The organism is Streptomyces sp. NPDC005774 (assembly GCF_042871645.1).
Taxonomy (GTDB): Bacteria; Actinomycetota; Actinomycetes; order Streptomycetales; family Streptomycetaceae; genus Streptomyces; species Streptomyces pratens.
The window spans coordinates 1-26,135 of the sequence record NZ_JBIAIV010000045.1; the positions used below are offsets into that span (position 1 = coordinate 1).

Genomic DNA, 26,135 nt, shown 5'->3' on the forward strand with positions numbered 1-26,135 from the left:
GGGGCGGCCCCCCCGCGGGGGGGGGGCGCGGGGGGGGGGGGCCCGCCGCGGGGGCGGGGGGGGGGGGCCCCCCGGGGGGGGGGGGGGCCCCCGGGGGGGCGGGGGGGGGGCCCGCGGGGGCCGCCCCACGCCGGTTCGGGCGGCTGCCGGCGGCCGCCTGTGTGCTGGACGGCCGGGAGGTGCCGGGGGCGCCGCAGGCCTGGTACATGCCGGCCGCCGCGGACGGGTCGCGTCCGGGCACCTACCACTCCAACACCGAGCGGGCGACCGAGCGTTCGCGGGTGCTCGCCGAGGCCACCGCGTTCCACGAGGCGGTGCCCGGCCACCATGTGCAGCTCTCCCTCGCCCAGGAGCTGACCGGGCTGCCCCGGCTGCGGCGGATCGCGTGGATCAACGCCTACATCGAGGGCTGGGGCCTGTACGCGGAACGCCTCGCCGACGAGATGGGCCTGTACTCGGGGCCACTGGCCCGGCTCGGCATGCTCGCGATGGACTCGCTGCGGGCCGCCCGGCTGGTCGTCGACACCGGGCTGCACCACTTCGGCTGGAGCCGCGAGCGGGCCGTCGGCTTCCTGCGCGAGCACACCGTCCTGGCCGACGTCGAGATCCACAACGAGACCGACCGGTACATCGAGTGGCCGGGGCAGGCCCTGTCGTACATGACGGGACGCCTCGAGATCCAGCGCCTGCGTTCCCGTGCCGCGCGGGAGCTGGGCTCCGGCTTCGACGTCCGCGCCTTCCACGACCTGGTGCTCGGCAACGGCTCGCTCCCCCTGGACGTGCTGGACCGGGTGGTCGCCCGCTGGACCGCGAGCCGCTGAGCGTCCCCGCGTACGGGTGAAGGGGGGCCGGTGGCCGGCCCCCCTTCCGGTGTTCCGACGCTGTGCTCAGCCGCTGAACAGCCCGTTCATCTGGAAGAAGTCCAGCGAGTCGTCCAGCGAGTCGTAGGTGCCCGACTCCAGCAGTTCGAGCGTGGCGCGGCGGGCCGCCGTGTACGCGGCCTGGGCCACGCCCGTGCCGACGCTCACCCTGCGGACACCCGCCTTGGCCAGGTCGGCGACGCCGGGGCCGCCGGGGCCCGCCATGGCGTTGACCGGGAGCGGGGAGCGCGCGGACAGGTCGCCGAGGACGGCCAGGTCGAGCAGGCCGGGGACGAAGATGCCGTCGGCGCCCGCCTCGGCGTAGGCGGCGGTGCGGGCCAGGACGTCGTCCAGGCGGCCGGACTCCTCACCGATGCCGAAGAGGTACACGTCCGTACGGGCGTTGATCACCAGCCCGGGCAGGCCGGCCTCGGTGGCGGCGGTGCGGGCGGCGGCGATGCGCTCGGCCTGCTCCTCGGGCGTGAACAGCGGGCCGCCCGCGGCCTTGGAGTCCTCCAGGTTGATGCCGACGGCACCGGCGGCGACCACTGCGGCGACCGTCTGGGCGACCTCGGCCGGGGCCGCTCCGTAGCCGGCCTCGACGTCGACCGTCACCGGCACGTCCACGGCGGCGGCGATACGCGCGGCGGCGGCGAGCATCTCGTCCCGGGTGGCCTGCTCGCCGTCGCCCTTGCCGAGGGACCAGGCCACACCGCCGCTGGTGGTGGCGATGGCCGGGGCGCCCGCGGCGGCCATCACGGCGGCGCTGCCCGCGTCCCAGGCGTTCGGCAGCACGAGGACCGTGTCGGTGCCGAGCGTGCGCAGCCGCTGGGCCTTGTCCTTGGCGCTCTGGTCAACTGTCATGAATTCCATGTTCCTTTCACATGCGGGGCAGGTGCGGACGATCGTCACACGCCTGTGGGGAAGAGGGGCGGGATTCGGACGGGCCGAGCGGTGGTCAGGGACCCCCGCGGCGGGTGATCGTCACGTACAGGTGTTCGTCGAGGACCTTCGGCAGGGTGACGGCGGGCCGTCCCAGGCCGGCCGCCAGCGTGTCGGCGCTCAGGCCGCTCTCGGCGAGGACCGTCCGCGCCCAGGCCCGGCCCGTGCGCAGGTGGCGGGCGAAGGCGGCGCCGTCCCGGGCGCCGTACAGCTCGACGGCGATGGCCGCGTCCCAGGGCATGACGGTGTGCGGCCGCAACGCGTACAGCGCTTTCGCGGCGGCGGTCGGGCCGAGGGCGCGGGGGCGGGGCGGGGACTTGGCCGGGAGGCGCGCGAGGTCGTCGTAGGCCGTGGCGAGGACGTCGATCGCGGGGTCGGTGAGCTCGGCGAGCGGGGTGTCCGGGAGGGGGTGCGCGACGGCCCAGGCGGCGAGGGCCTCTCCGAGGACGTACGGCTCGCCCTCGCGCGGGTAGGGGAGCCTGCAGCCCCAGGAGTTGAGCCAGCGGTGCAGGGCCGTGCGGTGCGTGGGGTCGGCCGGGTCGACGCCCGGGGCGGTCAGCGCGCGCAGCTCCAGCCAGGTGCGGTCGACGCCCGGGTAGGCGGCGAACACCTCGGCGGAGGCGCGCAGCTGCGCCAGCCGGAGCGGCGGGGCCGAAGGCTCGGGGCCGGGGCCGAGGTGGGCGCGGGCGAGTCGCGCGGGGACGCACATGCGCCAGGCCTCGGTGACCAGTTCCGCCAGTTCCGGCAGGTCCAGGGCGCTCAGCGTCACCCGGGCCCAGTCGTACCGGAGGTCGGACTCGCGGGGCATCGAGAACTTCTCCGGGTCCGAGGCCACCAGGGCCGCGCGCTCCTCCTTGGGGAACGCGAAGCCCAGGGTGGTCTCGTCACGGGACAGCGCGAGGTACACGATCCGGCCGATGCGGAACTTCACCCGGTCCCGGATCAGATGCTCCTCGGTGCGCGGCAGCGCCAGCGCCAGGCGCCGTACGTCTGTGACGGTGGGCATGTCCTGCCCGTCCTTCCTCCTGTGGGCGGTCCGGCCGACACGGTCACGCGCGCGCCGGCCGGACCTTCAGCTCGATCGTCTCCAGCGCCCGTACGGCCGCCGCGTACGCCTCGGCACCGGTGGCGGCCTCCGTGACGGCCGAGCCGACACGGTCCCAGGAACTGCGCAGCTCGCGCACCTCGGCGCCGGGCTCCACACTCACCGAGCACTCCTCGACGCCGGGCAGCTCCCGCGCCGCCTCGACGCCGGTGACGGACTCGACGACACCGGCCTCCCCGGTGTGCAGGAAGCGGACCGCGGCGGCACCGGGCGCCTTCGCCGGGAGGTCCGCGGTCAGGGGTTCGCCCTTCATCAGCGTCCAGTAGTCGCGGACGAGGTCGACGCGGTACGCGCGGTCGATGAGGTCGACGATGCCGTCGCCCGGGAAGCGGCCCGCGCACTCGACCAGGTAGGGGCGGCCGTCCTCGACGATCCACTCGCAGTGGACGGTGCCGGTGCCGAAGCCGACGGACCTCAGCAGGCGCTCGGTCTCGGCGCGCAGCAGCGCGTCCAGTTCGCCGGGGATGTCGGCGGGAACCAGGTGACCCAGCTCGATCGGACGGGAGCCGGGGTAGAGGTCCTTGCCGGTGACGTTGCCGAACAGGACCCGGCCGCGCTCGACCAGCATCTCCACGCTGTACTCACGGCCCCGCACGCACCGCTCGACGAGCATGCGCAGTTCGAAGCCCCGGTCGGTTTCCATCACGCCCTCGTCCATGGCGGTGGTCTCCGCCCAGGCCTCGTCGACCTCGTCGGCGGAGACGAGAACGCGGGTGCCGAGGGCGGCCTGGCGGTTGGCGGGTTTGAGGACGGCCGGGCCGGGGTGGGCGGCCATGAAGGCGCGGACCCCGTCCGGTCCGGTGACCTCCGCCGACTCGGGGTTGAGGATGCCGGCGGCGGCGCTGACCTTGCGCAGCAGGGCCTTGTCGCGCAGGATCCGCAGGGCGCCGTAGCCGCCGGTGGGCAGTCCGTAGCGCTCGGCGAGGCGGGCGGCGAACGGGGTCGCGTACTCCTGGAGCGGGGCGATCGCGGCCGGGTCGAGGTCAGGGTGGGTGTTGTAGAACGCGTCGGCGGCGCCTTCGAGCCGGTACTCCCAGGCGATCAGTTCGCGGACCACGGGAGCCTCGTCGGTCTTGGGCCGCAACTCGCGGTTGCGGATGACGTCGGGTTCGTCGACGACGATCACGGAGCCCTCGGGCTGGAACCGGGCGAGCGAGGTCACCGCCACCGCCACGAAGCCGACCATGATCACGGGTCGTACGGTCATGTCATTCACTCCTGGGTTCGGACGAGGTCGGCGCGGATCTGGGCGGCGAGTTCCTCGGCGGTGGACATCGCGTCCTCGAAGGACGTGCCGGTCACGCCGAGGAAGCCGAGGATGCTGTTGCCCTCCGGCGGGCGGCGGACCAGATCCCCCGGCTTCGCGGTGAGCTTGAGGAAGAGCAGGCCGTCCCGGCCGGTCACCTCGTCGGGGACGTGGACGTCGTCGATCCGGCCGGAGGACCGCGGCAGCAGGCACAGGGCGGCCGTGTGCACGCCGGTCGGCGCGTAGTGCCCGACCCGCGGGCGGATCCCGCGGGCCACGTCGGCGACGGCGGCGATCGGGTCGTAGCCGGCGGAGACGCGGGCCATGTGGTCCAGACCGCCGCCCCCGGGGCGTACGGCGATCTCCACCAGGTGCGGGCGCCCGTCGTGGAAGCGGACCTCGGCGTGCATCACGCTGCGGACCAGGCCCTGGGCGCGGGCGCCCGCCGCGACGACCTCGTGGACGGCCTCGATCCGCTCCGGGGTGAGCGCGGTGGGGGCGTGGTGGACGTCGTCGTCGAAGGTGTCGCCCTCGGCGGTGACCCGGTCGACGATCGAGCCGAGGTACACCTCGTCGTCCCAGACCAGCGCCTCGATGAGGAACTCGTCGCCGTCGAGGAAGGACTCCACCAGCAGTCCGTGCGGGCCGAGGTCGAGGCCGTCGGCCTCCATGGCGTACCAGGACAGCTCGGTCAGGCCCTGGGCGGCCTGGGTGTAGCGCTCGCGCAGCTCGGCCTCGTCGTCGGCGCGGAAGACGTAGTGGGAGGCGGCGCCCAGGGTCGGCTTCACGATCACCGGGTAGCCGAACTCCTCGGCGGCGGCCAGGGCCTGGTTCTCGTCGGTGACGAACCGGAAGGACGGGTGGGCGGCGTGGCCGCGTTCGTGGGCCTGGCGCATCAGGAGCTTGTTCCGGCTGGCGCGGGCGGCCTCCAGGCCGATGCCGGGCAGTCCGAGGGCCTCGGCGACGGCGGCGACCGCGAGGACCCCGGACTCGGAGAAGGTGAGGACGCCCTCGAACCGCTCCTGGGCGTGCCACTCCTTGGCCGTGGCGATCAGATCCGTGACGGCCCGCGAGCCGGCGACGCGGTAGCGGTCGGCGGGCCAGAAGTCGTCGGTGCCCTCGCCGTTGAGGACGTACACGTCGACGCCGAGGCCGACGAGCTGTTGGTAGCGGGAGACGTAGTAGGTGGCGTTCTGCCGGGCTTCGATCGCCAGGAGTCTCATGGCGTTCCTTTCAGCGGGGTCATGGGGAGGCGTCGAGGGGTGCGGTGTCCAGGGCCGTCAGACCGGTCGGGTCGGGGGTGCGGCCGAGGACGCGGGCGGCGAGGGTGCGGGCGATCAGCGGCGCGAACTTGAACGAGGAGCCACCGCAGGCCGCGTAGGCGTGGGCCGAGCCGCCGAGGGAGACCACGAGCGGGCCGCCGGTATCGGAGTACGACAGGTAGTAGCAGTCCTTGCTGCCGAGCACCCAGGCCGGGGAGAAGCCCGGCAGCAGGTCGCCGAACTCGGCCGCCAGCTCGCGCTGGTACTCCTCGGGCGTGCGGTGGTCGGTGAGGGCGCCGACCTCGCGGCACAGCGCGGCGGAGGTCACCTTGAGGGCGGTGCCGGCGACCGGCGGGATCAGCCAGGCCCCCCGCCGTGTGCCGAGCGCCGGGATCGCCGGCGTGGCCGCCCACGCCTCCGCCTGTTCCCCGGGCGCCCTGCAGTACAGCAGGGACTGCCGGTGCAGGGTGAGCGTCTTCGCCACCCGGTCGGGCAGCAGCCCGCGCGCCCACGGCCCCACGGCGACCAGGACACCGTCGGCGTCGAGGACCTGTCCGTCCGCGAACCGGACCCGCCCGCGCTCGCCGTCCACCGCGACCACCGGCCGGTGCGCGACCAGATCGATGCCGGGCTGCCACTTCAGCCAGCCCACGCAGGCGGCGAGTACGCGCTCGGCGAGCAGCACCCCGGCCTCGTCCTCCAGGACGCCTGCCAGGGCGCCGTCGAGGGAGAGGTGCGGGTAGCGGTCGGCCAGTGCGGCGGCGGTGAGCGTGCGGGCGTGCCCGCCGGCACCGGTGAGCAGGAACGCGCCCTCGTCCGCCGCGTCGGGCGGGAGCACGGTGAGCGCGCCGACCCGCTCGTAGAAGCGGGTGGCGAGCAGCTCCTCCAGGTCCAGCCAGCGCCGGTGGGCGCTCAGCGCGGCCGTGGTGGCGCGCGGGTCGGCCGGGTGCAGGGCCCGGATGATGCGGTGCTGGTCGAAGGAGGTGGCCCTGCTGTACGGGATGGGCCCCTGGTCGACGACCGTGACCCGGTGTCCGGCGAGGGCGCACTCCACGGTTGTCAGGAGGGCGATCACGCCGCCCCCCACCACGGTGACACGCATCGGGCACCTCCTTTCGCTGCTCGGGTACGGGGTCGGGACGGAGAGGAGACGGGCCGGAACCGGACACGGACCGGACATGGACCGGACACGATCCGGGGCACGGGCCGGGCAGGGCCCGTGTCCCGGTCCGCTCCGGTGGTCAGCCGAGCGTCGGGACGGTGAACGGCCTGGTCGTCCGCGCCGTCGGCGCCACGGTGAACGTGCCGTCGAAACCCCCGTCCGGGCGGGCCCGTTCGGCGAGGTCGATGAGGATCGGCGAGGCTGCGGCGAGCAGGGTGCGCACCTCCGCGAACAGGTCGCCGAGCTCGTCGGTGGACGCCTCGCGGGTGGCCGGGCCCGGACCGGCCGGCAGGGCCTCGGCCCGGGCCAGGAGGCGCTCGGTGTGCAGCGGGATCAGGTCGGCCGTACGGCTGAGGCTGTACCCGGTCAGGCGGTAGCCTGCCTCGAACCGCTCGGCCATCGCCGCCCGGCGGGCGTTCGCCGCCTCGGACACCGGCAGGTCGCGGCCCTGCAGGCCGAGTTCCGCGACCGCCTTGCCCAGCAGGCCGGCCAGCCGGTTCCACGGCTCGACCAGACGCTCGCCGGTGATCTTCTCCAGGGCGGCCCGGGAGAAGTTGGTGCGGGCGTGCTCGGGGGCGGTGAGGGCTAGGTGGAAGCGGACCAGGTCGCGCGGGACCTCGCGGACCAGGTCGCGGGTCCACACCACGTGGCCCTTGCTGGTGGAGAACTTCTCGTTCTCCAGCTCGTAGAACTCGTTGCAGACGATGGCGTCCGGGAGGACGTACCGGCCCTCGTGGGCGAGCAGCAGCGTCAGATGGGTCAGGCCCCAGAAGTAGGCGTTGTCGAAGCCGAGGAAGTAGACGAGCCGGATGTCGTTCCCGGCAAGCCACAACTCGTCGTCGCTCGAAGGCTGTTCGCCGCGGGCGCGCTGGGCCACCGCCGTGCAGTACATGGAGGCCGGCATGCCCTCCGCCCAGGCGTTGAGCACCTGGCCCGGCGTTTCCGGGAACGGGGCGGGAATGCCCCAGTCCGTCGGGTACGTGATCGGGAAGTCCGGCAGCGGGCGGGCCAGCAACTCGCGCATCAACTGCACGATGTGCGGCCGCCACGTGGACTGCTTGGCCTCGTGGAAGGCGGTGAGCCGCTCGCGGTACTCCTCCAGCGGCAGGACGAGGATCTCGGCCTCGCGGTGGGTGACCTCGGCGTCCGGGTCGATCGTGGAGCGCGGGTCGGTCAGCTCGGTGAAGTTGTTGGGGTGCCCGCAGCTCTCGCACAGCCCGCCCCGGCTGACCGCCAGGCAGACCGGGCAGCCGCCGCTGACCAGACCCTCCATCAGGAACTCGCCGGTGGCCTCGGCGTAGGGCAACCGCACCGTGCGGAGCTTGAACCTGCCGGCTTCGTGCAACCGGGTCAGGAAGTCCAGGGCCATGGCGCGGTAGCCGTCGTCGAAGGGGGCGAAGCCGTCGACGGAGATGCCCATCAGGCCGAGCGTCTCGCGGATGTCGTGCCAGGACTTCTCGGCGAGTGCCCCCGGGCCGGTGCCCAGCTTGGCCGCGCTGGAGACGACGTACGTCTGGCTGTCGTCGGTGCCCGTCGTGTACAGCACCGGCTGCCCGGTGGCCCGCAGGTAGCGGGCGTGGACGTCGGCCGCCATGTACGGGCCGGCGATGTGGCCGACGTGCAGGTCGCCGTTGGGGGTGGGGGGCGGGCCGATGACGACCGTGCGCCGCTGGTCGGTGCTCATCGTGTCACGCCTCCCGTGCCGTGTGACGGGCCGTGAAGCGGTCGGCCGTCCCGGCGTCCCACCAGACGCTGTACATCTCGAAGTCGGCGTCGGAGTCGTTGACGACGCGGTGCTCGTGGTGGGGCGGGAAGTGCACAATGTCACCGGCGTGGAACGGCACGCGCTCGCCACCGGACTCCAGGAAGGCATCGCCGCGCAGGGCGATGAAGATCTCGTACTCGTGGTGGGCGTGCGGGGTGGACGCGGTACCGGGGCGGATGACACACCAGGAGCCCTCGAAGGGCGCGTTGAGGTCGGGCCAGGGAAGCAGGCGTTGGGCGTCGAGGCCGTTCTCGTGGGCGAGGCCGGCGCGGTCGAGGTTCTTGATCAGCACGGGACGTCCTTCTGCTGGGAGCGAGCGTCGGTCAGGCAGTGGCGAGGGCGGGCTCACGGTCCCCGGCAGAGTGCTCCGCGCGGTGCACGAGGATGTCCTCGGTTATCTCCGCCGAGCGGGCGGCGAGGACGCTGAGCAGGGAGTCGGCGATGCCGTGGGTGGCCTCGTTGACCCCCTGGAGGTAGAGGGCCCCGGTGGCCGGACGGCCCAGTTCGAGACGGTAGTTGCGGCTGACCCGGAGCCCGTCCAGACCGAGCCCGGTGCCGAGGTCGCGGACCATGCGGGGCATCGCGCCGTCGAAGCCGGTGCCGAGCAGCACCAAGTCGGTGCGCAGCTCGCCGGTGGCGCCGGTGCGGCGGTCGCCGAGGGTCAGGACGATGTCGTCGCCGTCGGTCACGGCGCCGGTGACGTCGGTCATGGTGATCATGCCGAGCCGGCCGGTGCCTTCCCGCCGGTCCTGGTAGAACTGCCGGTACAGGCTGTCGAGGGTGGCCGGAGCCAGGCCGCCGTAGTTCGCCCGGTGCATCTCCGCCAGCAGCTGACGGCGGGCGTCCGGGGCGGCCTCGTAGAAGTCGTCGACGAACGACGCGTAGAACAGCTCGTTGGTGAACTTGCTGCTCTCGTAGCCGTTCAGACCGATCGAGCGCATGATCATCGTGGGACGGCAGCCGGGCAGGTCCCGCAGCGCCGCGCCGAACAGCTCGGCCGCGCTCTGCGCCCCGCCGACGACGGCGACCCGCAGCGGCCGGTCGGCCGCGACGGACGCGATGCGCCGCAGGTACTCGGTGGAATGGATGACCCGCTCGGCGGGCAGCCCCTCGAACACGGCCGGCACATGCGCGTCCCGCCCGGCGCCGATCACCAGGTAACGGCAGCCGATCGTGTCTCCGTCCGCCAGCCCGGCCTGCCAGCCGGTGAGTTCCCCGCCGTCGCCGTACACGGGGGTGACCGAGGTGACGTCCCGGCCGTACTCGACGTTCACTTCCTCCAGCGAGTCCGCGACCCACTGGAGGTACTCGGATATCTCACTGCGGTACGGCACCCAGCTGCCGAGGTTGACGAACGCGTCCAGCCGTCCGTGTGCCTGCAGGAAGCTGAGGAAGGAGAACCCGCTGCGCGGATTGCGCATCGTGACCAGGTCCTTGAGGAAGGAGACCTGGCTGAGGGCGTCGGGCAGCAGCATGCCCCGCTGCCACATCACGTTCTCCTCACGCTCGACGACGAGGGTCCGGCCCGCGAGCTCGGGGGCCAGCTCCTCGATCGCGACCCCGAGAGCGAGGTTCGCCGGGCCGGCGCCGACGGCGAGCATTTCGACGGTGCGGTGTGCCATGAAGTACTCCAGAGAAAGGGACTGGGCTTCGGTGCGAGGGCTCGTGGGGGGCTCGTGCGAGGGCTCGTGGGGGGGCATGCTCCTGGGGGGCGGCAGCTCCTGAGGACGGGCAAAGGCGGCGGGGACGGACTCGCCGAAGGCGCGCCGGCGGCAGGCGGGGCGAGGCGCGCCCCGCCACCGTCAGATCGAAACCGGCACGGGCAGCGGCCGCCGGTCGAGGCCGACCCGGGCCGCCGCCGCGTCCAGCCGGGCATCGGTCTGCGCCCGGTCCGCGCCGGTGACCACGACGTACGAGTGACGGGCGATGTAGCCGTTCGGCGGCAGCCGCAGTTCGGCGCCGGGCTCTACCAGAGCCTCGGCGGCCAGCAGCCCCTCGGCCTCCGTGGGCGGGGTGACGGAGACGACCTCGCAGTCCTCGGGCGGGTAGCCGAAGCGGATACCGACCGTGCGGTGCACGGTGTCGGAGAAGTCGGGGCGCAGACCCAGTGCGGCGCGCACGGCGGCGCGGGCCGGGTCGATGCCGGTGGCGAGCTGTCCCAGGCGCGGGATGAGGTCGCCGCCGAGACGGCCGTTGATCTCGACGATGACCGGGCCGCGCGCGGTCAGCTTCACCTCGGTGTGGGTGACGCCGTATCCGTAACCGATGGCGCGGTGTGCGGCGCGGACCGTCTCCAGCAGCGTCCCGTCGGTGCGCAGCGGGTCGTCGGCGGCGACGTGGTGGCCGGTCTCCTCGAAGTACGGGAAGAGTCCGACCTGTTTGCGGGCCACGAACATCGGGTGGTACTCGCCGTCGACCACGGCCGCGTCGATGCTGATCTCGGGCCCTTCGAGGTATTCCTCGACCAGCGCGCCGCCCCGGTAGGGCACCGCGCCGATCCGGCCGGCCTCGTCGGCGGTGCGGAACGCCTCGGCGACCTCACCGAGGTCCGCCGCGAACACGACGCCGATGCTGGCGCCCATCCCGCGCGGCTTCAGGACGACGGGGCAGCCGATCGTCCCCGCCGCCGCGAGGGCCTCCTCGGCGGTGTCCACCCATGTGTACCGCGGCTGGTCGACGCCTGCCGCGGTGAGCAGCCGGCGGCTGCGGAACTTGTCCCGGCAGCCCTCCACGCCGTCCACGCCCGCACCGGGCAGTCCGAGTGCCTCCGCCACGTGGGCGGTCGTCACGATCAGCGTCTCGTCCCAGCTGAGCACCCCGCGCACGGGGACGCGCACCGCGAGTTCCCTCGCCGCCGCCAGTACGGCCGCCCGGTCGGTGACGTCCAGCACGGTGTGCCCGGTGAGGCAGGGGGTCTGCCAGTCGGGCTCCTCGCCCGTGAACAGCCAGACGGGGTGCGTCGCCGCCGCGCCGGCCAGCAGGTACTCGCGGTACTTGCGCATGCCGCACCCTATGAGCAGGACCACGCCGTCCGCTCCCTGCTCGCCGTCCACGCCGTTGTGTGCACCGTTGTCGCCCACGCGCTGTTCGCCTCCTGAAACGCACTGAAGCCGAGTGACAACCCGATTCCACGGGGCGTGCGCATTGCCCGGAAGCCATGTCCGGCAAAGCCAATCAACCCGGTTCCAGGCCCGCCCGCGTCCGGTTGATTGGCCGTCGGCCGTGGCCCTTCCGGGCAACTCCGGCCGCCGCTTGCATGGCTGATGTGATCAATTACGACGGCAAGCGATTCAGGAAGGTCCTCACGGACCCGGCCGACGACGCGCCCATCGCGCTCTACCGGCAGCGGGGCGACCTGGTCTGGGCCGAGTTCGCCGGCGGCGACGTCCGGCGCGGCTCGCTCGCGGGCACCCGCGACGCGGACGGCGTGATCAGCTTCTCCTACAGCATGGTCCTCGACGACGGGCGCGTGATCTCCGGCCGGAGCGTGAACACCCCGGAGGTCCGGGCCGACGGGCGGATCCGGCTGCACGAGCGCTGGGAGCGCTACGGCGCCCACGCCGGCAGCGGCATCTCGTACATCGAGGAGGTGCGCTGAGGTGCCCGGCGTCGACTTCTCCACCCTCGCCCGCGAGGTCGAGGGCCGCGTCCTCCTCCCGGGCAGCGCGGGTTTCCGGGTGGGCTCACGGATGTTCAACACCCGCTACCGGGACCGTGTTCCGGCCGCCGTCGTCACCGCGGCCCACACGGCGGACGTCCAGCGGGCCCTGTTGTGGGCGCGCGAGCGGGGCGTCCCCGTCGTCGCCCGCAACGGCGGCCACAGCTTCGCCGGTTACTCCGTCAACGAGGGCCTGGTCATCGACCTCGGCCGCCTCACCCGGACCCGCGCCGACGGCTCCACCGGGCTGGTCGTCGCGGGCGGCGGCGCGAAGATCAGCCATGTCTACGACGCGATGCGGCCGTACGAGATGGTCTTCTCGGCCGGCACCAGTCCGACCGTCGGCGTGGCCGGGCTCGCGCTCGGCGGGGGCGCGGCGTTCGCGGCCCGTCGTTACGGCCTGACCGCCGACGCCCTGGTGGAGACCTCGGTGGTCCTGGCCGACGGCTCGCTCGTGGTGGCGAGCGAGCGGGAGAACCCGGACTTGTTCTGGGCGTGCAAGGGCGGTGGCGGCGGCAACTTCGGCGTCAACGTCTCCCTCACCTTCCAGGCCCAGCCGGTCCCCGACGTCACGACCTTCCACCTCACCTGGAAGTGGGCGGACGCGGCCGCCGTCCTGGACGCCGGCCAGTACATGGTGCAGCGGGCACCGGACGACTTCGCGGCCCGGCTGGGGGTGTGGACGCACGGCACCGGCCTCGGCGCGATCCGCGACAACCTGGAGGTCACCCTCCAGGGACAGTACTTCGGGCCCGCGCACCAGTGCCTGGAGATCCTCGACCCGGTGCTGACCGCGGCCGCGCCGGTGTCCCGGGACGTGAGCGAGCGGACGTTCTGGGAGGCCAACGCGCACATGGTCCACGCGACCACCGGCGACCAGTTCGCGCTGCGCTCCAACTACATCCGCGAACCCCTGGCCGCCGGGGGCGTGGAGACCCTGCTGTCCTGGGTGGAGCGCTGGCCCGGCAGCCACAACGCCGACGGCGGCGGGGCCGGACTGTTCTCCTGGGGCGGCGCCATCAACCGGGTGGCCCCCGACGCCACCGCCTTCGTCCACCGCGACACCCTGTTCCTGGTGTCCCTGGACACTTCGTGGACGGACGACGACGGCCCCGCGCGGATCGACGCCAACCTCGACTGGCTGAACGGCCTGCACGCCGCCATGGCCCCGCACGTCACGGGCTCCGCCTACCAGAACTTCGTCGACCCGGAGCTGACCGGCTGGCGCGAGGCCTACTACGGCGCCAACTACGAGCGCCTGACGCAGGTGAAGAGGAAGTACGACCCGGACGGGGTCTTCTCCTTCGACCAGGCGATCGGTTCCTGAACCCCCGCGGGCCCCGCCGAGGCTCCCCACGAAGAAGCCTCACCCGGGTCCCCCTCCCAACGAAGGTGACGCAATGAGTGTGCCCAAGTCCAAGGACGACGCCTCCCCCGGCGTCCTCGACGCGCTGCGGGCGACGCCGCGCCCGGTCCGCTACCTCCTCGGGGGCGTGCTGCTCAACCAGCTCGGCGCCTTCGTCCAGACCTTCCTCGTGCTGTACCTGACGCACCGCGGCTACGGCGTCGACCGGGCCGGCTTCCTGCTCGGCGCCTACGGCGTCGGCGCGGTCGCGGGCACCGTCGTGGGCGGCGAGCTGACCCTGCGGCTCGGCAGCCGCAACACCATCATCGCGGCGATGGGCGGCTCCTCGGTCCTGGTCTTCGTCATCCCGTGGCTGGCCGAGCCCGGCACCTATCCGGTACTGCTCGGGCTGGTCGTCCTGCTCGGCCTGATGACCCAGGCCTACCGCCCGGCCGCCTCCGCGCTGCTGAGCGAGCTGATGCCGGACGAGTTCCGGGTCATGGGCTTCTCCATGCTGCGGATCGCCATGAACATCGGCGCCGCGGCCGGACCGCTGCTCGCCGCCGGCCTCATCCAGATCAACTGGAACCTGCTGTTCTGGTTCGACGGCGTGACCGCCCTCGTCTACGCACTGCTCGCCGCCGTCCTGCTGCCCAGGCCGGTGAGGAAGGCCTCCGCGCCGGACCCCGCCGAGGACACCGTGGCCGAGGAGGGGAAGCAGTCGACGTACGGCGCGATGATCCGCGACCACCGCTTCCTCTTCTATCTGGCGTCGATGCTGCTCAGCGCGCTCGTCTACGCCCAGTTCTTCTCGGTCCTGCCGATCGACCTGGAGGACGCGGGCCACTCCACGGCCCTCTACAGCGTGGTCCTCACCCTGTCCTCGGCGCTGCTGATCAGCCTGGAGCTGGCGGTGACCGCCCGGGTGAGCCGGTGGCGTGCGAGCACGGCGGCGGCAGTGGGCACGTTCGTGTACTGCCTCGGCGTCGCGGGCTTCGGCCTGCCCGGCAGCGTGCCCGCGCTGATCCTGCTCACCACCGTCGTCAGCGTCGGCGGCCTGATGGTCAGCGGTCCGACCCTGTGGGCCCACCCGGCCAAGGCCGAACAGAAGATCCGCGGCCGGTACATCGCCGCCTCCCAGGCCGTCTTCGGCCTCGGCTCCGCGATCGGACCGGCTCTCGGCATGCTCATGTGGACCCGCTACGGCGACGGGATCTGGCTCGCCTGCGGAATCGTCGGCGTGCTGGCGGCGGCCCTGGCCCACGCCGGCCTGCGCCCCTCGGACGAGCCGGCCGAAGCGGCCGAAGCGGCGCCGCAGGATCCGCCCGCCGGGACCGGCTCACGCGAGGACTCGGCCGTCGTCGGCTGACGCCGTCCGCGTACGGCCCCGGCCCTTATGCCCGGCTCCGGTACCACCCGGCCCGTCCCCCACCCCCCGGACGGGCCGACGCCCCTCACCACCCCGAGTCACGCCGGTACTCAACACCCCTGAGTACCCGTCAAGGAGGCACCCGTGCCCGTCAGCGACACCCTCACCCCCACTGGTCCGGCCCACCGCGGCGAGCGGCCCGCCCGGGTCGCCACCCGCCGCCGGCTGCTGATGTGCCGGCCGCGGCACTATGACGTCACGTACTCGATCAACCCGTGGATGAGCCCCGGCCGCGGCACCGACGGCGCACTCGCGCTGCGCCAGTGGGAGCGGCTGCGCGACCTCTACGTCGAGCTCGGGCACAGCGTCGAGGAGATCGAGCCGGTCGAGGACCTGCCCGACATGGTGTTCGCCGCGAACGGTGCCACCGTCGTCGACGGCAAAGTCCTCGGCGCCCGCTTCCGGCACGCCGAGCGCACCGCCGAGGGGCCCGCCTACCTGCGCTGGTTCCAGGAGCGGGGCTACCAGGACGTGCTGTGGCCACAGCACGTCAACGAGGGTGAGGGCGACTTCCTCACCGTCGGCCGGCGGATCCTGGCGGGCACCGGCTTTCGTACCGACATCCGCTCGCACGCCGAGGCGCAGGAGTTCTTCGGTCTGCCGGTGACCTCGCTGACGCTGGTCGACCCCCGGCACTACCACCTCGACACCGCGCTCGCGGTGCTCTCGGACGACGAGATCATGTACTACCCCGAGGCGTTCACCCCGGGCAGCCGGGCCGTGCTGCGCACGCTGTTCCCGAACGCCGTGATCGCCTCCGCCGAGGACGCCGCCGTCTTCGGCCTGAACGCCTTCTCCGACGGCCGTCACGTCCTGCTGCCGAGCGCTGCCAAGGGCCTGCGGGCCCAGCTGCGCGCCCACGGATTCGAACCGGTCGGCGTCGAGCTCACCGAACTGCTCAAGGCGGGCGGCAGCGTCAAGTGCTGCACCCTGGAGCTGCGCGACCGCTGAGCCCCGCCCCTCCCCGTTCCGGAGGAGCACCCTCATGTCCCCGCGCCCGCGTCCGCGGGCAGCCGTGCCCGATGGCTCGGCCTCGGCCTGCTCGTCGGGCGCCGCTCCCGGTACCGCCTCCGCGGCCACCCGCACGCGCCGCGGGGGCGCACCCACCGGGCCGGCGCACTGCGCGGGCACCACCTGGAGCAGGACGCGAAGAACCCGGTCGGTCCGGGTGGCACTGGGCCACAAGCGGCGCCGGTGCTTCACTCGGAGCAGCGGGGAGCCTCCGTAGGGGTGGGTGCAGCGATCAGCTCCGGATCGTCCCAGGGGCGCGCGTCCGGTGGGTGCCGCTCCAGGCCCGGGTGGCGGCGCGAGTTCGGCCGCACCTGGAAACCGGGCCTGCCCTTGTGCTCACGCCACGGCACGCACGAGCAGCGTCCCCATCGTCCGCGGGCCGGGCGGCGCCGGAATGAGCCGGGTCCGGGCCTGGAACGGCGACAAGCTCCTCGCCCAGCGGCGCACCATCGAGTGCGAACGCCTCCTCTCCCTGGGGCGGAGGCGACGGCCGGGGCAGGAGCTGCGGCAACGGTGGTGCCCGGAGCCGGACTCGAACCGGCACGCCCCCAACAGGGGCAGCGAGGTTTAAGCTCGCCGTGTCTGCATTCCACCATCCGGGCAGGCCATGGGCTCCGCGTGGGGCCCCCCGAGCCTATCGGGACCTCTCACCCGAACTGCGGGGTGGTGGGCCGATGTTGTCTTATTTTATTGACGCCTGAGGGTGTATCAGGCCACGGGAATCGCCATCAGCACATGCCACCAGCCTTGCGTGCGGGAACCCGCCGCGCGTACGGAATGACGGAATTTCACCGTCCGAACAAGGGCGCTCCACCCGTTCTTGCGATGTCGGATGTTCAGTGGGCTCCGCTCGGCCCGAAGGCGCCCCTCCGCCCGGTCCCGGATCCTCCCTCCCGGCCCGAGGGCGCCCCCTCGCTCCGGGTCCGCCGTCATCCGCAGGTATGACGGCGGACCCCGGGGTCCACCCCGGGTCGCCCTCCGGAACCGGAGCTGCGGGTGACTACACGGCCGCCGACGGGCGGAACGATGGACACAGTCCCCTTGCCGTGAAACGTCGTACCGTCAGGAGCACCCATCCCGTGACCACCGCACCCATCGCCGACCGGACCACCCTCGTGGCCGCACGTGCCACGGAGCTGTCGAAGATCTACGGCCAGGGCGAGACCCAGGTGGTCGCCCTCGACCAGGTTTCCGTGGACTTCCGGCAGGCCGAGCTCACCGCGATCATGGGCCCCTCCGGCTCCGGCAAGTCCACGCTGATGCACTGTGTGGCCGGCCTCGACACGTTCTCGGCCGGTTCCGTGCGTATCGGTGACACCGAGCTGGGCTCCCTCAAGGACAAGCAGCTCACCAGGCTGCGCCGGGACAAGATCGGCTTCATCTTCCAGGCGTACAACCTGCTGCCGACCCTGACGGCCCTGGAGAACATCACCCTCCCGATGGACATCGCGGGGCGCAAGCCGGACAAGCAGTGGCTCGACACCGTGATCCGGATGGTCGGACTGTCCGACCGGTTGAGCCACCGGCCGTCGCAGCTGTCCGGCGGCCAGCAGCAGCGGGTCGCCGTCGCGCGGGCGCTGGCCTCCAGGCCCGAGATCATCTTCGGTGACGAGCCCACCGGCAACCTCGACTCCCGTTCCGGCGCCGAGGTGCTCGGCTTCCTGCGCAACTCCGTACGCGATCTGGGGCAGACGGTGGTCATGGTGACCCACGACCCGGTCGCCGCGGCCTACGCGGACCGGGTGGTGTTCCTCGCGGACGGCAGGATCGTGGACGAACTGCACGGGCCGACGGCCGACTCGGTGCTCGACCGCATGAAGCGGTTCGACGCCAAGGGCCGCACCAGCTGAGCCGTCGCCGGCCGGGTTGCCGCCGGCTGAGCCACCGTCAGCACACAACCGTCCCTCACCTCTTCCGGTGACGCGACCTCACCCCTGCTGACGCCCCACCCCCCCACCCGTACGACTGGACTCGAGAAGACACCCATGTTCCGTACCGCCTTGCGCAATGTGTTCGCGCACAAGGCCCGGCTCCTGATGACCGTGCTCGCCGTGATGCTCGGCGTGGCCTTCGTGTCGGGGACCCTGGTCTTCACCAACACCATCTCCAGCGCCCTCCAGAAAAGCTCCGCCAAGGGCTTCGACCACGTCGACGTCGCCGTCACCGCCCGGTGGAAGGACGCCGAGGGAGACCAGGTCGGCGAGCCCCACGAACTGACCTCGGCCATGGTCGAGGACAGCGCCCGGGTCCCCGGCGCAGCACAGGCCATCGGCATCGTCACCGGCTTCACCGCCATGGCCGACGCGGACGGGAAGCTGATCGGCGAAGGCTTCGGGTCGCAGGGCGGCAACTACTGGGGCACCGACGACCCCCGCTACCCGCTGACCGAAGGGCACGCGCCGAAGGGCCCGGACGAGATCCTGATCGACTCCAAGACCGCGGAGCGCGCCGGATACAAGGTCGGTGACACCGTACGGATGTCGGTCGACGGCCCGGTCCTGGAACCGGTCGTCGCCGGCATCTTCACCACCGAGGACGGCTGGGTCTCGGCCGGCGGCAGCCTCGCGCTGTTCGACACGGCGACCGCGCAGAAGCTGTTCGGCAAGGAGGGCACGTTCGACGAGATCGCCGTCAGGGCGAAGGACGGCGTCTCCGAGACCGCGCTGAAGGCGGAGCTGGGCAAGGCGCTGCCCGCCGATGCCGTGGAGACCACCACCGGCACGCAGCTCACCGACGACCAGGCGAGCATGATCGCCTCCTCGATGAGCGGGCTGAAGCAGGGCCTGCTGGTGTTCGCCGGCATCGCGCTGTTCGTCGGAACGTTCATCATCGCCAACACCTTCACCATGCTCGTCGCCCAGCGCACCCGGGAACTGGCGCTGATGCGCGCGGTCGGCGCCTCCCGCCGGCAGGTCACCCGGTCGGTGCTGATCGAGGCGTTCGTGGTGGGCGCGGTCGCCGCCGTGGTCGGGCTGATCACCGGTATCGGCATCGGGGCCGGGCTGCGTGCCCTGATGGGGACGTTCGACGCGGCCGTGCCCGCCGGCCCGCTGGTGGTCACGCCCGGCACCGTCGCCGCCGCGTTCGCGGTCGGCATCCTGATCACCATGCTCGCCGCGTGGCTGCCCGGCCGCCGGGCCGCGAAGATCCCGCCGGTGGCGGCGATGAACTCCGTGCACGCCAAGGCGACCACCAAGTCGCTCGTCCTGCGCAACACGCTGGGCGCGCTCTTCTCGGGCGCCGGCATCGCGGTGGTCCTCGCGGCCACGACGATGAGCGGCTCGGACGGCCAGGCCCCCATGGGCATCGGCGCGGTCCTGCTGATCATCGGCGTGTTCATCCTGACCCCGCTGCTGTCCCGCCCGCTGATCGCCGCCGTGGCGCCGGTGCTGCGCGTCTTCGGGATGTCCGGGAAGCTGGCCCGGCAGAACGCGGTGCGCAACCCGCGCCGTACCGCCGCGACCGCGTCCGCGCTGATGATCGGGCTCACCCTGATCACCGGCATGACGGTGGTGGCGGGCAGCCTGCAGAACGCCATCGACAAGATGGCCACCGCCGCGATCAAGGCCGACTACGTGGTGTCGACGGCGAACGGCAACTGGCTGTCGCCGGACGTCGCGCGGACGCTGGAGCAGTCCGACGACATCACCGCCAGCAGCCCGCTGCGCAACGCGCCCGTCCGCATCGACGAGCAGACGGAGTTCCTGACCGGCGTCGACGGCTCCTCGATCGGCGAGCTGACCGACTTCCCGGTCCGCGACGGCGCCTTCGAGGTGTCCGGCACGCGGATCGTCGTCGACCACGAAACCGCCGAGGGGTACGGCTGGAAGGCCGGTTCGGACTTCACCCTCACCTACGAGGACGGCGAGAAGCAGGAACTGACGGTCGCCGGGGTCTACGAGGGCAACGAGATGTTCCGCGGCATCATGCTCGACACCGCGACCCTCGCCCCGCACCAGCCGGACCCGGTCGACATGCAGGTCATGGTGAAGACCTCCGGCGGTGCCTCCGACGCGGCGAAGGACCGGCTGGTGGAGGCCCTCGGCACCAACCCCGCCATCAAGGTGCAGGACAAGAAGGACATCTCCAACGAACTGGCGTCCATGTTCACGCTGATACTGAACATGGTCTACGGGCTGCTGGCGATGGCCGTGCTCGTCGCCGTCCTCGGGGTCGTCAACACCCTGGCCATGTCGGTGTTCGAGCGGTCCCAGGAGATCGGCATGCTCCGCGCGATCGGCCTGGACCGCAAGGGCATCAAGCGGATGGTCCGCCTGGAGTCCCTGGTGATCTCCCTGTTCGGCGGGGTGCTCGGCATCGGTCTGGGCGTGTTCTTCGGCTGGGCGGCCGGACGGCTGGTGGGCTCCGGGATGGAGACGTACGAGCTGATCCTGCCCTGGGACCGGATGGCGGTCTTCCTGCTGCTGGCCGGCGTCGTGGGCGTGCTCGCGGCCCTGTGGCCGGCCCGGCGGGCGGCACGGCTGAACATGCTCCAGGCCATCAAGGCGGAATAACAGGCCGCGGCCAGGCGACGGCCAGGGGTGGAGTAGTACGGGAACAGGGCCCGTCGTCGTGCCCGTCGCCCTTCGGGGGGCAGGGGTGACGGTCAGTTCCAGGTGCGGGCGCGCAGGGGCAGGCCGGAGGTGCCGGATTCGGGGGTCTTCACGGCCAGGACCTGGTTGACGCCGATGCGGTTGCGTTCGAAGGCGAGCGCGGAGGCGGCCATGTACAGGCGCCAGACGCGGGCCCGGCCCGGCCCGGCGAGTGTGACGGCCCGGTCCCAGTCGGTCTCCAGGTTCGCCACCCAGCGGCGCAGGGTGAGGGCGTAGTGCTCGCGGATCGACTCGACGTCGCGCGTCTCGAAGCCGGCCCGCTCCAGCAGGGACACGGTGGTGCCCACGGGAGCGAGTTCGCCGTCGGGGAAGACGTAGGCGTCGATGAACGGGTTCAGTTCGTACTCCGCCTCGTCCCGATGCGGGCGGCGTGCGATCTGGTGGTTCAGCAGCCGCCCGCCGGGCCCCAGGAGACGGTGCAGAGCGGTGGCGTACTCCAGATAGCGCGGAGAGCCGACGTGTTCGGCCATGCCGATCGAGGAGATCGCGTCGTAGGGGCCGTCCGTGACGTCACGGTAGTCCTGTACACGGATCTCGACACGGTCGGTGAGCCCTTCGTCGGCGATGCGCTTACGGGCGTACGCGGCCTGCTCCTGGGAGAGCGTGACGCCGACGACGCTCGCGCCGTACTCACGGGCGGCGTGGATCGCCATGGAGCCCCAGCCGCAGCCGACGTCGAGCAGCCGCTGACCGGACGTCAGCGCGAGCTTGCGGCAGATGAGTTCGAGCTTGTCGTGCTGGGCCTGTTCGAGGGTGGCCCGCACGGGCGGGGCGGGCCAGTAGGCGCAGGAGTACACCATGGACGGGCCGAGGACGATCTCGTAGAAGTCGTTGCCGACGTCGTAGTGGTGGCTGATGGCGCTCTTGTCGCTGCGCTTGGTGTGGAGGCCGCGGTGGGGCCTGCGGATCTCCTCCGGGGGCGGGCCGGGCGGCAGCGGCGGGCCCGCCAGCGCGATGAGGCCGCGGACGGCCGCACGGACGCCGGGGTCGCGCAGGGACCGGGCGAGGGTGAGGGCTTCCTCGCCGCGCTGCCAGACGGGACCGGAGAGGAATTCGAGGACGGTGTACAGGTCGCCCTCGACCCCCAGGTCGCCGGACACCCAGGCGCGGGCGAGGCCGAGTTCACCCGGTTTCCACAGCAGGTGGCGCACGGCACGGCGGTTGCGTACGACAAGGATCGGGGCGTCCGGCGGACCTGCCTGCGAACCGTCCCAGGCGCGGACGCGCAGCGGGAGCGGTGCGCCCAGCAACTGTTCGACAAGGCCCTTCAGCCGCGAAGCGGCGTCTCTCATGGTGTACACCTCCGATAGGGGCGTCCCCCGCTCGAGCGACGTCGAGAGCGTGGGAAGGCCAAATCCCGGAATGTCGTCACCACGTAAACACCTGCGGGGCACGCGGCAGTCCCGGCGCGCGTCATGACGGGGCAAAACGCCGAAAAGGCCGCCCGCACCACGGATGGCGGGCGGCCCTTTCGGGAGCCGAGGACGGCCTGGCCGATGGCCTGGAGCCTGCCGTTCGGAGCAGGCGCGTCAGGCGGACCGGCGCGTCGGGCGGACCGGAGGGCGCCCACCCGTACGCGGGGCCCCCGGGGGGGAGGGGCGGCGGGTCGGGCGACCAGCGGTCGATCGGCCTGACGTCAGGAGGCCTTGGCCTTCTCGGCCGATTCCTTCTTGACGGCCGCGGGCAGCGGCGCCGGCTTCGCGGCCTCGTAGAACTCGTCGCGCGGGGACTGGATCGCGCCCAGCGAGACGACCTCGCGCTTGAGGAACACGGCGAGCGTCCAGTCGGCGAAGACGCGGATCTTGCGGTTCCACGTCGGCATGGCCATACCGTGGTAGCCACGGTGCATGTACCACGCGAGCCGGCCCTTGAGCTTGATCTTCATCTTGCCCATGACGATCATCGCCACGCCCTTGTGCAGGCCGAGGCCCGCCACCGCGCCCTTGTTGGCGTGGCTGTAGTCCTTCTGCGGGAAGCCCCGCATGCCGGAGACCACGTTGTCGCCGAGGACCTTGGCCTGGCGCAGCGCGTGCTGGGCGTTCGGCGGGCACCAGGCGTTCTCGTTGCCGGCCTTGCGGCCCACGAGGTCCGGTACCTGGGCGTTGTCGCCCGCGGCCCAGATGTAGTCGGTGCCGGTGACCTGGAGGGTCGGCCGGGTGTCCACGTGGCCGCGCGGGCCCAGCGGCAGGCCGAAGCGGGCCAGCGCCGGGTTCGGCCTGACGCCGGCCGTCCACACGATGGTGTGGGAGTCGACCTCGAGGCCGTTCTTCAGCACGACGTGGCCGTCGACGCAGGAGTCCATGGAGGTGGAGAGGTAGACCTCGACACCGCGGCCCTCGAGGTGCTCCTTGCCGTACGCGCCGAGCTTGGGACCCACCTCGGGGAGGATCTTGTCGGCGGCGTCGACGAGGATGAAGCGCATGTCCTCACGGGACACGTTCCTGTAGTACTTGGCCGCGTCCCGGGCCATGTCCTCGACCTCGCCGATGGTCTCCGCGCCCGCGAAGCCGCCACCGACGAAGACGAAGGTGAGCGCCTTGCGGCGGATCTCCTCGTCCGTGGTGGAGTCGGCCTTGTCGAGCTGTTCGAGGACGTGGTTGCGCAGGCCGATGGCCTCCTCGATGCCCTTCATGCCGATGCCCTGCTCGGCGAGGCCGGGGATCGGGAAGGTGCGGGAGACCGCGCCCATCGCGATGATCAGGTAGTCGAAGGGCAGCTCGTAGGCCTCGCCGACGAGCGGCGCGACCGTGGCGACCTTGCGGTCCTGGTCGATGGTGGTGACCCGGCCGGTGAGGACCTCCGCCTTGGGGAGCACGCGTCGCAGGGGGACGACGACGTGCCGCGGGGAGATGTTGCCGGCGGCGGCTTCGGGCAGGAAGGGCTGGTAGGTCATGTACGACCGCGGGTCGACGACGGTGACGGTCGCCTCGCCGTAACGCATCTTCTTCTGGATGCGCCGAGCTGCGTACAGGCCTACGTACCCACCGCCTACTACGAGGATCCTGGGACGCTCCGTGGTGCTCATGCCATCGAGTATCCACCCGCCCCGAGAGGTGAGCTCGTGCGCCCCTTCACAAGCTCGGACAGTGGTTGTGTTACACTTCCCGGCTTTTGTGATCAAGTCCATGCCGGGCATCAGGAACCAGGGCTGCACGCGAGCCGTTGTCAATGCCACGTGAGCTGCCTCTCTTCGATTCCGGCGTCGCCGTGAGGCCCTGCGCGAGGCCTTGGCGGCGACCTCCCGTGCGCCACCCGTTCACGCCTTCTGAACACGTTCAAAGCAGCCCAGGGGGCCCGAAAGGGTCAACCGGACCCGGTTCTTCGACCTACCGGGGCAATTTCCTTGTGAAGAAGTTCACGAACTTTCCCGCCGGCAGCCCACGGAAGGGCCCGACAGGCCCTTCCGATCACCGCTCAAAGCACGTCCGCGCTGCTCAGCAGAGCACTACTCGTCAGTGGCGACGGACCAGGCGATGCCGTCCAGGATGTCGTGTTCGCTGACGACGACCTCCTGCGCTCCGGTGCGTTCCATGACGGCGAGGAGGACCAGGGCGCCCGCTCCGATGACGTCGACCCGGCCCGGGTGCATGGAGGGGATCTCCGCGCGTTCGGCGTGGGTGGCGTGGAGCAGCCGGCCGGTGATCTCGCGGACGCGTTCCAGGGTGACCCGGGAGTGGTGGATGGCCGCCGAGTCGTACGCGGGCAGGTCCTGCGCGATCGCCGACACCGTCGTGACCGAGCCGGCCAGGCCGACCAGGGTGCGGGCCTCGCGCAGCGGGACCGTCCGCTCGGCCCGGTCGAGGGCGGCATCGATGTCGGCCCGCATCGCCGCGATCCGTTCCTCGGTCGGCGGGTCCAGCACCGCCCCGTCCGCCAGCAGGTGCCGCTCAGTCATCCGTACGCAGCCCACGTCGACGGACCGGGCGGCCCGTACCCGGTCGTCGCCGACGACGAACTCGGTGGAGCCGCCGCCGATGTCCACGACCAGGAACGGGCGGTGCAGGTCCGCACGGCCCGTCAGTTCCTTGGTGGCGCCGGTGAAGGAGAACTCGGCCTCCTGGTCGCCGGTGATGACCTCGGGCTCCACGCCGAGGATGTCCAGCACCCCGCGCACGAACTCGTCCCGGTTCTCGGCGTCGCGGGAGGCGGAGGTGGCGACGAAGCGCAGGCGCTGCGCGCCGTGCTCCTTGATGGCCTTGGCGTACTCGCGGCAGGCGGCGAACGTCCGCTCCAGCGCCTCGGGGGCGAGCCGGCCCGTACGGTCGACGCCCTGGCCGAGCCGCACGATCGTCATGCGCCGGTCCAGGTCGGTCAGTTCCCCGGTCGCCGGGTCGGCGTCGGCCACCAGGAGCCGGATCGAGTTGGTACCGCAGTCGATGGCGGCGACCCGGGTCATCGGTCGTTCTCCTCGATCGGCTCGGCCGTGAAGTAGCCGCCGTCCGAGCTCCCCACCTGCCGTCCCTCGCCGGCGGGCGGCTCGGCGACCGTCACGCACGGTCCCTTGCGCCACCACTGGGGCAGCATCGCGAGCGCCTCGTCGCCCAGCGGGTTGACCCCGGGGCCGGCGGCCAGCGAGTGGGCGACCAGGACGTGCAGGCACTTCACCCGGTCCGGCATCCCGCCGGCGCTCGGGAAGTTCCTCAGTTCCTCGATCTCGTCGCGGCGCCGGATGTAGTCCTCGTGCGCCGCGCGGTACGCGGCCGCCAGCTCCGGGTCCGTCGCCAGCCGCTCCGTCATCTCCTTCATCACGCCGTTCGCCTCCAGCGTCCCGATCGCCGAGGCGGCCCGGGGGCAGGTGAGGTAGTACAGCGTCGGGAAGGGGGTGCCGTCGGGCAGCTTCGGCGCGGTCTCGACGACGTCCGGCTGCCCGCAGGGGCAACGGTGCACGATGGCGCGCAGCCCGCGCGGGGGCCGGCCGAGCTGCTGCTTGAACGCCTCGACGTCCGCGTCGGTCGGTTCGGCGCGCGGGGTCGTGGGCGGGGGGGTATCCATGATCTGTCTTTCTGCGGTTCTCAGCGGTTGCCTGCACGGCCTCTGCGCGGTTCTCCGCACGAGACGGGGCTATTGCCGTCGTGCGGGGCCGTGCGGGCCGGCCCTGCGGGTTCCGGTGAACCGCAGAGCATCAAGGCTACGGCCCCGGGCTCACCGCTCGGCCGCGTCGGACTTGTCGACGCCGTCCCAGACGTTCGCGTACCAGGGGCGGGCGGCCGATCCGCGGTCGGCGCGCGGCTGCTCGGCCGCGCCCGGGTCGATCACGATGTAGCCGGTCTCGCCGGGCATGACGTAGTGCAGCCGTGCGCGGACCTGCTGCTCGGCGTAGGCGTCGTCCTGCCAGCGCGCCTTCATGTCGCGCAGCTGTTCGACCCGCTGGCGGGTCTCGCTCTTCTCCTGCTGGAGGTCGGCGATGTCGGCGCGCTGGGACACGTACTGCCGCATGGGATAGGCCAGGGCCACGATCAGCGAGCAGACCACCAGGGCGAGCAGCGCGGCCCGGCCGGTCAGCCGGGAGCGGCGGGCCTGGCGCTTGGTCTGCGAGCGGTAGACCCGGGCGGCGGTCTGCTCGCCGATCAGCCGGATCCTGGTCGCGGTGGAGAACCGGTCCCGGTCCTTCACGGCCATGTCTCCGCCTCCCGTTCCCCTGTCACACGCGCGTACGTCCCCGGACACGGTACGGGACCGCGTCCGGGGACGTAGGGACTACCGGGGTGGGACACGGCCCGGGTCGTCATCCCGTGCG

Annotated in this window: 21 protein-coding genes and 1 tRNA gene; 7 read left to right on the top strand and 15 right to left on the bottom strand. The window is 72.3% G+C overall.

Annotated features, from left to right (window positions below; translation table 11 throughout):
- Positions 1-821 (top strand): DUF885 domain-containing protein (locus ACFYQA_RS30310; RefSeq protein WP_388924519.1); only part of this gene is annotated, 821 nt, incomplete at its 5' end.
- Between the two features lie 66 nt (positions 822-887).
- On the opposite strand, the gene ACFYQA_RS30315 is transcribed toward ACFYQA_RS30310, so the two are convergent.
- From ACFYQA_RS30315 to ACFYQA_RS30355, 9 genes are all read right to left on the bottom strand, one after another.
- Positions 888-1,724, bottom strand: coding sequence for an isocitrate lyase/phosphoenolpyruvate mutase family protein (locus ACFYQA_RS30315; protein WP_388924521.1), 837 nt, complete (start codon positions 1,722-1,724; stop codon positions 888-890).
- A 94-nt stretch (positions 1,725-1,818) separates the two neighbouring features.
- The gene (locus tag ACFYQA_RS30320; RefSeq protein ID WP_388924524.1) at positions 1,819-2,808 is read right to left on the bottom strand and encodes an MmcQ/YjbR family DNA-binding protein; all 990 of its coding nucleotides are present in this window, start codon (positions 2,806-2,808) and stop codon (positions 1,819-1,821) included.
- 43 nt (positions 2,809-2,851) lie between these two features.
- Positions 2,852-4,114, bottom strand: a complete 1,263-nt coding sequence (locus tag ACFYQA_RS30325; RefSeq protein ID WP_388924527.1) for an ATP-grasp domain-containing protein — start codon at positions 4,112-4,114, stop codon at positions 2,852-2,854.
- A 5-nt stretch (positions 4,115-4,119) separates the two neighbouring features.
- Positions 4,120-5,376 carry an ATP-grasp domain-containing protein gene (locus ACFYQA_RS30330; protein ID WP_388924530.1) on the bottom strand — a complete coding sequence of 419 codons (1,257 nt, stop codon included), beginning with the start codon at positions 5,374-5,376 and terminating at the stop codon, positions 4,120-4,122.
- 19 nt (positions 5,377-5,395) lie between these two features.
- Positions 5,396-6,517: an NAD(P)/FAD-dependent oxidoreductase gene (locus ACFYQA_RS30335; protein ID WP_388924533.1), complete on the bottom strand. Its 1,122-nt coding sequence runs from the start codon at positions 6,515-6,517 to the stop codon at positions 5,396-5,398.
- A 139-nt stretch (positions 6,518-6,656) separates the two neighbouring features.
- Entirely contained in the window at positions 6,657-8,261 is a 1,605-nt protein-coding gene (locus ACFYQA_RS30340) for a class I tRNA ligase family protein (RefSeq protein WP_388924535.1), read from the bottom strand.
- Positions 8,262-8,265: 4 nt separating this feature from the next.
- Positions 8,266-8,634: a cupin domain-containing protein gene (locus ACFYQA_RS30345; RefSeq protein ID WP_388924538.1), complete on the bottom strand. Its 369-nt coding sequence runs from the start codon at positions 8,632-8,634 to the stop codon at positions 8,266-8,268.
- Positions 8,635-8,665: 31 nt separating this feature from the next.
- Positions 8,666-9,964 (bottom strand): SidA/IucD/PvdA family monooxygenase, encoded by a 1,299-nt coding sequence (locus ACFYQA_RS30350; protein ID WP_388924541.1) that lies wholly within the window; start codon positions 9,962-9,964, stop codon positions 8,666-8,668.
- Between the two features lie 180 nt (positions 9,965-10,144).
- Positions 10,145-11,422, bottom strand: a complete 1,278-nt coding sequence (locus ACFYQA_RS30355) for an acetyl-CoA carboxylase biotin carboxylase subunit family protein (RefSeq protein WP_388924543.1) — start codon at positions 11,420-11,422, stop codon at positions 10,145-10,147.
- Positions 11,423-11,598: 176 nt separating this feature from the next.
- Here ACFYQA_RS30355 and ACFYQA_RS30360 point away from each other — a divergent pair, with 176 nt between their 5' ends.
- From ACFYQA_RS30360 to ddaH, 4 genes are all read left to right on the top strand, one after another.
- On the top strand, positions 11,599-11,940 hold the full coding sequence (locus ACFYQA_RS30360; RefSeq protein WP_388924546.1) for a hypothetical protein: 342 nt from the start codon (positions 11,599-11,601) through the stop codon (positions 11,938-11,940).
- A 1-nt stretch (position 11,941) separates the two neighbouring features.
- Complete coding sequence (locus ACFYQA_RS30365; protein ID WP_388924549.1) at positions 11,942-13,327, top strand: FAD-binding oxidoreductase; 1,386 nt, start codon at positions 11,942-11,944, stop codon at positions 13,325-13,327.
- Positions 13,328-13,400: 73 nt separating this feature from the next.
- Positions 13,401-14,714, top strand: coding sequence for an MFS transporter (locus tag ACFYQA_RS30370; RefSeq protein WP_388924552.1), 1,314 nt, complete (start codon positions 13,401-13,403; stop codon positions 14,712-14,714).
- Between the two features lie 144 nt (positions 14,715-14,858).
- Positions 14,859-15,725 carry a dimethylargininase gene (ddaH, locus tag ACFYQA_RS30375; RefSeq protein WP_388924555.1) on the top strand — a complete coding sequence of 289 codons (867 nt, stop codon included), beginning with the start codon at positions 14,859-14,861 and terminating at the stop codon, positions 15,723-15,725.
- A 574-nt stretch (positions 15,726-16,299) separates the two neighbouring features.
- Here ddaH and ACFYQA_RS30380 read toward each other — a convergent pair.
- Positions 16,300-16,387 (bottom strand) — tRNA-Leu (locus ACFYQA_RS30380).
- A 477-nt stretch (positions 16,388-16,864) separates the two neighbouring features.
- Here ACFYQA_RS30380 and ACFYQA_RS30385 point away from each other — a divergent pair.
- Both ACFYQA_RS30385 and ACFYQA_RS30390 read left to right on the top strand, forming a co-directional pair.
- Complete coding sequence (locus ACFYQA_RS30385) at positions 16,865-17,635, top strand: ABC transporter ATP-binding protein (protein WP_388924558.1); 771 nt, start codon at positions 16,865-16,867, stop codon at positions 17,633-17,635.
- A gap of 135 nt (positions 17,636-17,770) precedes the next feature.
- Entirely contained in the window at positions 17,771-20,299 is a 2,529-nt protein-coding gene (locus ACFYQA_RS30390; protein ID WP_388924561.1) for an ABC transporter permease, read from the top strand.
- Between the two features lie 92 nt (positions 20,300-20,391).
- Here the strand turns inward: ACFYQA_RS30390 and ACFYQA_RS30395 are convergent, their stop codons facing one another.
- The 5 genes from ACFYQA_RS30395 to ACFYQA_RS30415 form a co-directional block, all read right to left on the bottom strand.
- On the bottom strand, positions 20,392-21,690 hold the full coding sequence (locus ACFYQA_RS30395) for a class I SAM-dependent methyltransferase (RefSeq protein WP_388924564.1): 1,299 nt from the start codon (positions 21,688-21,690) through the stop codon (positions 20,392-20,394).
- 344 nt (positions 21,691-22,034) lie between these two features.
- Positions 22,035-23,423, bottom strand: a complete 1,389-nt coding sequence (locus tag ACFYQA_RS30400) for an NAD(P)/FAD-dependent oxidoreductase (protein WP_388924567.1) — start codon at positions 23,421-23,423, stop codon at positions 22,035-22,037.
- A gap of 420 nt (positions 23,424-23,843) precedes the next feature.
- Positions 23,844-24,794, bottom strand: a complete 951-nt coding sequence (locus tag ACFYQA_RS30405) for an exopolyphosphatase (RefSeq protein ID WP_388924570.1) — start codon at positions 24,792-24,794, stop codon at positions 23,844-23,846.
- The gene (locus ACFYQA_RS30410) at positions 24,791-25,390 is read right to left on the bottom strand and encodes a DUF501 domain-containing protein (RefSeq protein WP_388924573.1); all 600 of its coding nucleotides are present in this window, start codon (positions 25,388-25,390) and stop codon (positions 24,791-24,793) included. Before ACFYQA_RS30410 ends, ACFYQA_RS30405 begins: the two co-directional genes overlap by 4 nt.
- A gap of 150 nt (positions 25,391-25,540) precedes the next feature.
- The gene (locus ACFYQA_RS30415) at positions 25,541-26,017 is read right to left on the bottom strand and encodes a septum formation initiator family protein (protein WP_388924576.1); all 477 of its coding nucleotides are present in this window, start codon (positions 26,015-26,017) and stop codon (positions 25,541-25,543) included.
- Between the last annotated feature and the right edge of the window lie 118 nt (positions 26,018-26,135).